This is a genomic window from Clostridium sp. HV4-5-A1G, from assembly GCF_900184915.1.
GTDB classification, from domain to species: domain Bacteria; phylum Bacillota; class Clostridia; order Clostridiales; family Clostridiaceae; genus Clostridium_B; species Clostridium_B aromativorans.
This window is the reverse complement of the sequence record NZ_FXYI02000167.1, coordinates 1-8,014: the sequence shown is the minus strand read 5'-3', so window position 1 is coordinate 8,014 and position 8,014 is coordinate 1. Positions and strand designations below refer to the sequence as shown.

The window sequence follows — 8,014 nt, the reverse complement described above, 5'->3', positions numbered from 1 at the left end:
ATAATATATTTTTTGACTGTCAAATATATCATAATAAATATCAAGAGGCCTCTTCACCAATTTTCCCTCACCTGTAAAAATAATTTCTTCATCAATTGTAGCAGCTATAGGTATTAAAAATCTTATGGTAGAACCTGACTGTAAACAATTTATACTGGTATTTTTTACATGGATCCTGGAATTTCCTTTTACAATCAAATTATTTTTTCCCCTTTGTATTTCTGCACCCAAATTCTCCATGGCATCACAGGTAGCTTCTATATCCCTGGAAAAATCCACATTTCCTATATTGCTAATACCATCACATAGTGAAGCGCATATTATTGCTCTGTGACATATGCTTTTAGAAGTGGGAACAATCACTTTTCCCTTTAATTCAGATGGTTTTATGTATAAATACCTCAAAATACATTCTCCTCTCATTTTGTTTCATCTAAAAATAAAAACTCCTGCACTTGAGGTATCTTTACTTTCATTATTCTTGCTTTTCCCACTTCTTCTAAAACTATAAGATTTAAAGTACCATTACTTGATGATTTTTTGTCCAGCGCTATAGAATCTACAGCAGCCTCCCTGTTTAAATCCGGTATACAAGTGGGAAGCACATATTTCTCCAATATGTATTTCATATAATCATAAGTCCCGCTTTTAGTAATGCCCATTTCTTCAGTTCTTCTAGTTATAGCAGCCATACCAATGGCTACAGCTTCTCCATGGCTGTATTTTACATAATTATAATACTTCTCTACAGCATGCCCCAGAGTATGCCCAAAATTCAACATCATCCTATCTCCTAAATCCCTTTCATCCATCTCCACCAGTTGTTTTTTTATATTACAGCATTTACATATTATATCTTCAATATTATCTAAAACATCGTTTTTACTGGGAAGGGAAGCTAAAGTTTCTAAAATACTTTTATCACGTATAAATCCATATTTTATAACTTCAGACATTCCATCACTAAAAAATCTATCATTTAAAGATACAAGCACTTCAGGATCTATAAATACAGCATCTGGATGATAAAAACTTCCTACCAGATTTTTTCCCCAGGGTAAATCCACTGCTACTTTTCCTCCTATACTGCTGTCAACCTGTGCCAAAATCGAAGTCGGCACCTGAATGTATCTTATTCCCCTTAAATAAGTAGCTGCAGCAAAGCCCGCCAGATCTCCTACTACTCCACCTCCAAGAGAAATTATAATATCACTTCTTCTAGTATTGAACTTGCATAAATTCTCATATACCCCTTTCAGTACATCCAGAGTTTTACTTTTTTCTCCCGGCGGTATGGATATTGAATTCACTTTAAATCCAGCACTCAAAAGTGATTCTCTAAGTGTGTTCAAATATAATTTTCCCACATTGCAATCAGTAATTACAACTACATTTCTACTTTTGTATACAGATTTCAATTTTTCTCCTATACATTTTAAACTTCCTCTCTCTATATAGATTTTATAACATTTTTCTTTAAGATTTATACTAATAATATTCATAAAATCACTATCCTTACCTCTTAACTAGAGCTTTTCTCCTGCGAATTGCATTTTGAAAAATATGATCTATGCTCTTCATATCCCTGTATATTATAGCTGTTTTTAATCTATCTATACTCCTTTGAAATCTTTCTATTTCATCTACCAATTTATTAGAATTCATTATAAACAATTGACTCCACAGCCCTGAGTTGATCTGTGCCACCCTGGTGGCGTCCCTAAAACTTCCCCCCGTAAACAGCGCCATATGGTCTATAAAGCCTTCCTCATGGGAATTCATAAGAGAAACAGCTACAACATGTGGAAGCTGACTGGTAAAAGCGATTGCATCATCATGCTCTTCCGGACTAACATAAGTCACATTGCTGCAGCCCATTTTTCTGGCCATGGTGTCTATTACTTTAAGTCCCCTGGAAGTATTCTTACTGCTTGGTGTTATTATATAGTTGGCTTTTGTAAAAATATCCGCTGAGGCAAACTCTATTCCTCTGCACTCTCTGCCTGTCATAGGATGTCCTGAAACAAATTCCATTCCATCAGGCAAAAATGCATTTATATTGTTTACCACGTCCTTCTTTACACTTGAAGTATCTGTTATAAGCACTTCCATTTTAAAATTACTTAGATTATTTTTTACAAACTCCACTGTATCCCTAGGATAAAGAGCTATTATAGCCAGATCAACTTCCTTCAAGAACCTTCCACCGCTTTCATATCCCCTATCTATAATACCCCTGTGCAGAGCATTATCTAAAGCTTTTTTGTCTTTATCTATTCCAATTATACTCTTTGGATTTAGAACTCTAAGTGCCATAGCATAGGACCCCCCAATAAGTCCCATTCCAACAACAGCTATATTCACTTTAAAGTCACAATCTTCCACGTGTAACTTCACCTCCTTAAATATCATAGTATTATATGTTCACAACATCGTACTCCCTGCTCATTCCCGCATTTATCATCTTATCTATATCTTTCATAAGCTTTTGGAACACTTTTGGCTTTATGGACTGCTGTCCATCACATTTTGCATTGACAGGATCATTATGAACTTCTATCATAAGCCCATCTGCCCCTACAGCCACTGCCGCTTTAGCCAATGGTTCAACCATCCACCAAATTCCTGCTGCATGACTAGGATCTACTATTACTGGAAGATGACTTAATTTTTTTATAACTGGTACAGCACTTAAATCCAATGTATTTCTTGTGTAAGTCTCAAAAGTTCTTATTCCTCTTTCACAGAGTATTACATTTTCATTTCCACCGGACATTATATACTCAGCAGACATGAGCAATTCTTCAATAGTAGCTGAAATTCCTCTTTTCAAAAGAATGGGTTTCTTAGTCTTCCCAAGCTGTTTTAAGAGCTCAAAATTCTGCATATTTCTCGCTCCAACCTGTATTATATCCACATCTTCAACAAATCTATCTATCATGTCAGTGGACATGATCTCCGTAACTATGGGAAGTCCTGTCTCCTCCCTGGCTATTTTCAAAAGCTCCAGTCCTCTGACTCTGAGTCCCTGAAAGCTGTAAGGTGAAGTCCTGGGCTTAAAAGCACCTCCTCTTAAAAATTTAGCTCCGCTCTTTTTTACATCTTTTGCAATACTTACAATCTGTTCTTCACTTTCTACAGAACATGGACCTGCTATAACAGCTAGCTCATCTCCACCAATAGACCCATCTTTTATTTTTACCACGGTATTATCTGGATGAAATAATCTATTAGAAAGTTTGTAGGGCTGCTGTACCTTTTTTACATTTTCCACAAATTCATTAGCTCTAATTTTGCCTGCATCAACTGTCGTAGTATCTCCAATAAGACCCAGCACACAATACTCCTTTCCCTGTATTACATTTACCGATACATCATTATCCATCTCAATTTTTTGTTTTAACATCATTATCTCTTTCAATGGCGACTTTGGCTTCATAATCACTATCATTATAAATTCCTCCCGTAAATAAATTTAAATAAAATAAAAAGACAAGGCCTCTTAATGAGCCTTGTCTAAAGTTAACCAATTACATTTTCACCCAGTATGCAAGAAGATTTGAATCAACACACATAACTATATCTACTCATTAGAAGGAATCTTAAATATTTTTGAAAGCAAAAATAACCAGCGCTAAAATAAAAATAGCCCCAGCTAAAAGTAAAGTAATAGTAATTTCTATTTACTGCTTTCATTTTCCTCCCAATGATATTTTTCACTTTGTTTTTACCTCCCTATTATAATGTAAACTACGAAATCTATTTGTTTTTAATTATAACAGGTTCTTTTTTTATGTCAACACGAAATTTTACTATTTATCTGGAAATTATTCTTGTCAATATACATAAAGCTTATGTAATTTCATGGAATTATTCCAAAAAATATAGTACAATTAACTAAATTATTTCTAGCTAATTACGATAATTATAATGATTTTGTAAGTTTTAGATTGAATTATATTTTCAGGAGGACACAGCATGAATAAGTACAAGAAATTAGTCTTTGCTTTTTTTATTTCTGCATCTCTTATTAACAACAAAAATATAATAAATACCGTACATGCTGCTGGTATTTTACCAAATATTCAAAGCAGCGCCTATACTGCAGTTGGAAATATATTTGCCAAATGCGGCTACAGCGGGCAATGCACCTGGTTTACATATGGAAGGGTTCTTGAAAAATTAGGGATTGCACTTCCTTCGGAATTTTACGGAAATGCGGTTGATTGGTGGTATGCCAATGCAAGGGATAATGTGTATCCTTATGGTTCTGAACCAAAGGCAAATTCCATAATAGTATGGGGTGGTGGTCCCGTTGGATACGGACATGTTGGCTTTGTAGAAAAAGTGGAGGGTAATACCGTATATTTTAACGAAGGCAATTTTAGCATAAGGGGCAATTATGACGGGAATGTAAAAACTCTCTCAAAAGAAGCCATAAAAAACAGGGGCAACTTATATCTAAAAGGATACATATATGTGGGGAACGGAAGGCAATCAGTTCCAACTTCATCTTCAAGCAGCAGCTCTTCCGGAGGTACCAATACTTATAAGACCGGAATTGTAAATATTTCAGACAGTAATTCATCTTTAAATGTAAGAAATGGGGCAGGCACGTCCTTTGGAATACTTGGAAGCTTAAGAAAGGGACAGTCCGTTGAAATAGTTGGCTCTGTGGGAAGCTGGTATAAGATCAAGTTAAATTCATCCTATGGATATGTAGCTTCTACCTACATAAATTCAGGGGGAGGCAGTACTTCAACTTCTAGCGGAACTTCTTCCTCCAGTTCAAAAACAGGTTATGTTAAACTTCAAAATAGCTCTTCATCTTTGAATCTGAGAACAGCACCTCAGGGTTCCATAATAGGTTCCCTGTCAAATGGAACTTCGGTTACTATTTCGGGAAGTTCCGGCAGCTGGTACAAAGTAACTGCAAATGGTAGAACAGGCTATGTTTACTCTAGCTATATAAGTCTTTCCCAATCTTCGTCTACATCGGCAGCTTCTAAATCCAAGACCGGCACTGTAATTTTAAATAATAGATCTTCAGTCTTAAATTTAAGAAACAGTCCATGGACAGGCCGTGTTCTCACAATTCTTCCTTATGGAAGTAAAGTTACAATTTTAAGTACTGATGGCCGTTGGTATAAAGTACAGGCAGGATCTATAATTGGATATGTTCATTCGGATTATATAAGAGTTTAAATATCAAATATTTTAGCTATATTGATTGAGGACAATCTGGATTCCCTCCAGATTGTCCTCAATCAATAATTAATATCTTTAATATCTTCTAAATTTTCTATTTTAAAATTTTTTATTTTTTTATAGGGTGAATTTTGCCCCAAAAGACTGAAAACATCACAAAACCATTCAAGTGGTTCAATATATTTTATATCATCAGATACCAAAAAATAAAAATCTGGATGAGCACTGGATCTGGTTTTATTGCTCATAAACAAATCATGCTTTTGAATACCCGTAAGAAGAGGTTCTATTTTGCATTTAGTTTCATATAATGTGCACTTTATGACAAATGCATCTATTTTTTTATTACAATTCTTAAAATACTGACAACCTTTCCAGACAGCTACAACCTCCATGATTGTCCCCCTTTTAAATTGAATATTTGACTTTCTACAATCTCATTCACAATGTTATTTATCAATCATCAATATTATTTTGTTTTAAATTACTGGATTTATCAATTCTCTTACCGTTTTCATCAAAGGTTTTCTTCAGGTGTTTCTCAGTAGTAAACACTGTAACCATTAAAACAGGTATAAAGCCTATCAATGGAACTAGATAGCCTTTCCCCTGTAGAAAATAGTAACCTATTTTACCTAAAATAAGAAGAATTATTCCTGCAAGTATATACTGATTAGTAGAATATCTATTTCCCTCATTCCACGTGTCCTGATTTTTCATGGAAATCTCAGTTCGATACCCATACCAGGAATTGATCTTTTTAGGTCTAACTATTTTAGGTATAATACCAAACGCCATGGTTACCAAACCAAATACCAATGAATATATCATATACTCATCTCCCTTAAAAACTTAATATCCAACCCCTTTAATAATAAAACATCTTTTTTTAAAAAGCCAGTTTATTTTCCATCCATTTTATTTTTCATATTTGATGTCAGCTTATCCAAAAGCTGTGACTTGTCTTTTCCATCATCGGGAAAAACAACATAACTGTACTCAAGGTGATATTCGCTGTATTTTTCATCTATAGATTTAATTCTGTTATATATTCCATCTATTCTATTGACAATAGAAAGAACCTTTTCTTTTTGGCATCGTGGGAGCACACCTACAAGAGTAGAAAATCCATACTTTTCAAATAAATCCGGTGTTTTAAAAATAGGTCTTAATTTTTCATAAAGTGAGTCCATCAATATAAGATAATTGTCCTTTATATCTATTTTTTCATCCGCTGCCGTAAAATATTTTTTTATCAAGCTGACCATTATAATCGAGAGCTTGGTATTTTCAGCCCTAGCTTTGATAATCTGCTTTGTAATATACTGCTGAAAATTTAAATATATTATTTCACCCTGCTCATCTTTGTTTTTACTGGATTTTATAAGCTTATTTATCCTTTCAAGCAGCACTTTATTGTTAAAAGGCTTTAATATATATTCTGACGTTCCCTCTTTTATGCATTTTATAAATGCGCTTCTAGTATTCATCTTTGTAAGTATCATTATTGGAATACTTAAATTCCTGGCCTTTATTTTTCTAAGCACTTCAAAACCATCTTCATTACTGAGGCCCACTTCCAATATTATTAAATTTATTTCCTCTTTTTTATCATGAAGTTTGTTAAAGAAATCAAAGGAAGTTCCCGATTCATATACTTCGATTCCTGTCTTTTCCAGAATGTCTTTTACTCTATATCTCATATACGCCATATCATCCAATATTATAACTTTACACATAATTATCATCCTATTTTCATTAATAATATTTTACTAAATTGTATTTACTTTACTTACAAAATCAAATTTTTAGCATTATATATATTTATCGTTTGATTTAAAATTTACTTTAAAAAAGCCCTACTTAACTATGACATTCCGCCATCCACAGTTATTATTTGTCCAGTTATATAGGATGAAGATTCTCCTGCTAAAAAGCACACTACTTTTGCCACTTCATCACTGCTTCCAAATTTGCCCATTGGAATTTCTTCTCTCAACATATCTCTATCATCAGCTTTTAAACAGGCATTCATATCGGTATCTATTACTCCAGGCGCCACAGCATTAACTCTAATATTAGACGGTGCCATTTCTTTCCCAAGTGACTTAGTAAAAAGATTTATGGCTCCCTTGGTGGCAGAATAAATTGATTCGCAAGAGGCACCTACATTTCCCCACATAGATGAGATATTTATTATAGAGCCCCTTTTTCTTGAAATCATATGTTTTAGTACACAGTGGGTACAATTCAGCATACCCTTAAAATTAACATCTATTATAGAATTCCACTGTTTCTGCTGCATATCCATAAAAAGCCCTATGTAGCAAACCCCTGCATTATTTACAAGTATATCGACTTTTCCCATTTTGTCTATAGTGCTTTTTATCATTTTTTCGGCACTATTGTACAAGCTTACATCTCCCTGCAAAACAACTCCAATAGAGCCTATATGTTTCACCATTTCAAGAGTTTTATAAGCCCCTTCCTCGTCTTGATTAAAATTTATTATCACACTGGCACCGCACTTTGCCATATTTACAGCAATACTTCTCCCTATACCTCTAGATGCCCCAGTAATTACTGCAACTTTCCCTCCTAAGTTTTCCATATAAAATTCCCACTCTCCACAGCAAAATTAATCTGTAATACTCTAAAAGATATTATACATTAATTCTATACAACATGTGAAATAAAAATTATAATAAATTTGCATATTTTGAACCTGTCTCTTATACAAAAATGACGCAGCCGACGAAGCTAGAAGTGTAGATCTCGGTGGTCGCCGTATCATTAAAAAAAAAAA

8 protein-coding genes and 1 pseudogene are annotated in these 8,014 nt (G+C 33.9%); 1 reads left to right on the top strand and 8 read right to left on the bottom strand.

The genetic code is table 11. The features are described from left to right. The 4 genes and pseudogenes from J5G60_RS14805 to aroF form a co-directional block, all read right to left on the bottom strand. Positions 1-405, bottom strand: a pseudogene (locus J5G60_RS14805) (3-phosphoshikimate 1-carboxyvinyltransferase); the annotation flags it as partial. A 14-nt stretch (positions 406-419) separates the two neighbouring features. Next, positions 420-1,502 carry a 3-dehydroquinate synthase gene (gene aroB, locus J5G60_RS14800; RefSeq protein ID WP_150356963.1) on the bottom strand — a complete coding sequence of 361 codons (1,083 nt, stop codon included), beginning with the start codon at positions 1,500-1,502 and terminating at the stop codon, positions 420-422. A 13-nt stretch (positions 1,503-1,515) separates the two neighbouring features. Beyond that, positions 1,516-2,385: a prephenate dehydrogenase gene (locus J5G60_RS14795; RefSeq protein WP_150356962.1), complete on the bottom strand. Its 870-nt coding sequence runs from the start codon at positions 2,383-2,385 to the stop codon at positions 1,516-1,518. A 31-nt stretch (positions 2,386-2,416) separates the two neighbouring features. Beyond that, positions 2,417-3,451 carry a 3-deoxy-7-phosphoheptulonate synthase gene (aroF, locus tag J5G60_RS14790; RefSeq protein ID WP_150356961.1) on the bottom strand — a complete coding sequence of 345 codons (1,035 nt, stop codon included), beginning with the start codon at positions 3,449-3,451 and terminating at the stop codon, positions 2,417-2,419. Between the two features lie 527 nt (positions 3,452-3,978). Between aroF and J5G60_RS14785 the strand changes: the two genes are divergently transcribed. Beyond that, complete coding sequence (locus J5G60_RS14785; protein WP_150356960.1) at positions 3,979-5,205, top strand: SH3 domain-containing protein; 1,227 nt, start codon at positions 3,979-3,981, stop codon at positions 5,203-5,205. Between the two features lie 62 nt (positions 5,206-5,267). Here J5G60_RS14785 and J5G60_RS14780 read toward each other — a convergent pair whose 3' ends face one another. The 4 genes from J5G60_RS14780 to ymfI form a co-directional block, all read right to left on the bottom strand. Next, positions 5,268-5,603, bottom strand: coding sequence for a hypothetical protein (locus J5G60_RS14780; RefSeq protein WP_150356959.1), 336 nt, complete (start codon positions 5,601-5,603; stop codon positions 5,268-5,270). Between the two features lie 61 nt (positions 5,604-5,664). Continuing rightward, a complete protein-coding gene (locus J5G60_RS14775; RefSeq protein ID WP_150356958.1) occupies positions 5,665-6,039 on the bottom strand; it encodes an SdpI family protein in 375 nt (124 codons plus the stop codon). A gap of 71 nt (positions 6,040-6,110) precedes the next feature. Next, a complete protein-coding gene (locus tag J5G60_RS14770) occupies positions 6,111-6,947 on the bottom strand; it encodes a response regulator transcription factor (protein ID WP_150356957.1) in 837 nt (278 codons plus the stop codon). 128 nt (positions 6,948-7,075) lie between these two features. Next, positions 7,076-7,819 carry an elongation factor P 5-aminopentanone reductase gene (gene ymfI / locus J5G60_RS14765; protein WP_150356956.1) on the bottom strand — a complete coding sequence of 248 codons (744 nt, stop codon included), beginning with the start codon at positions 7,817-7,819 and terminating at the stop codon, positions 7,076-7,078. Positions 7,820-8,014 lie beyond the last annotated feature (195 nt).

Bases quoted from the DNA above. Each gene is read 5' to 3' on its own strand.
- aroF (WP_150356961.1), bottom strand. From the start codon at position 3,451: ATGATAGTGATTATGAAGCCAAAGTCGCCATTGAAAGAGATAATGATG.
- aroB (WP_150356963.1), bottom strand. From the start codon at position 1,502: ATGAATATTATTAGTATAAATCTTAAAGAAAAATGTTATAAAATCTAT.
- ymfI (WP_150356956.1), bottom strand. From the start codon at position 7,819: ATGGAAAACTTAGGAGGGAAAGTTGCAGTAATTACTGGGGCATCTAGA.
- J5G60_RS14775 (WP_150356958.1), bottom strand. From the start codon at position 6,039: ATGATATATTCATTGGTATTTGGTTTGGTAACCATGGCGTTTGGTATT.
- J5G60_RS14785 (WP_150356960.1), top strand. From the start codon at position 3,979: ATGAATAAGTACAAGAAATTAGTCTTTGCTTTTTTTATTTCTGCATCT.
- J5G60_RS14770 (WP_150356957.1), bottom strand. From the start codon at position 6,947: ATGTGTAAAGTTATAATATTGGATGATATGGCGTATATGAGATATAGA.
- J5G60_RS14780 (WP_150356959.1), bottom strand. From the start codon at position 5,603: ATGGAGGTTGTAGCTGTCTGGAAAGGTTGTCAGTATTTTAAGAATTGT.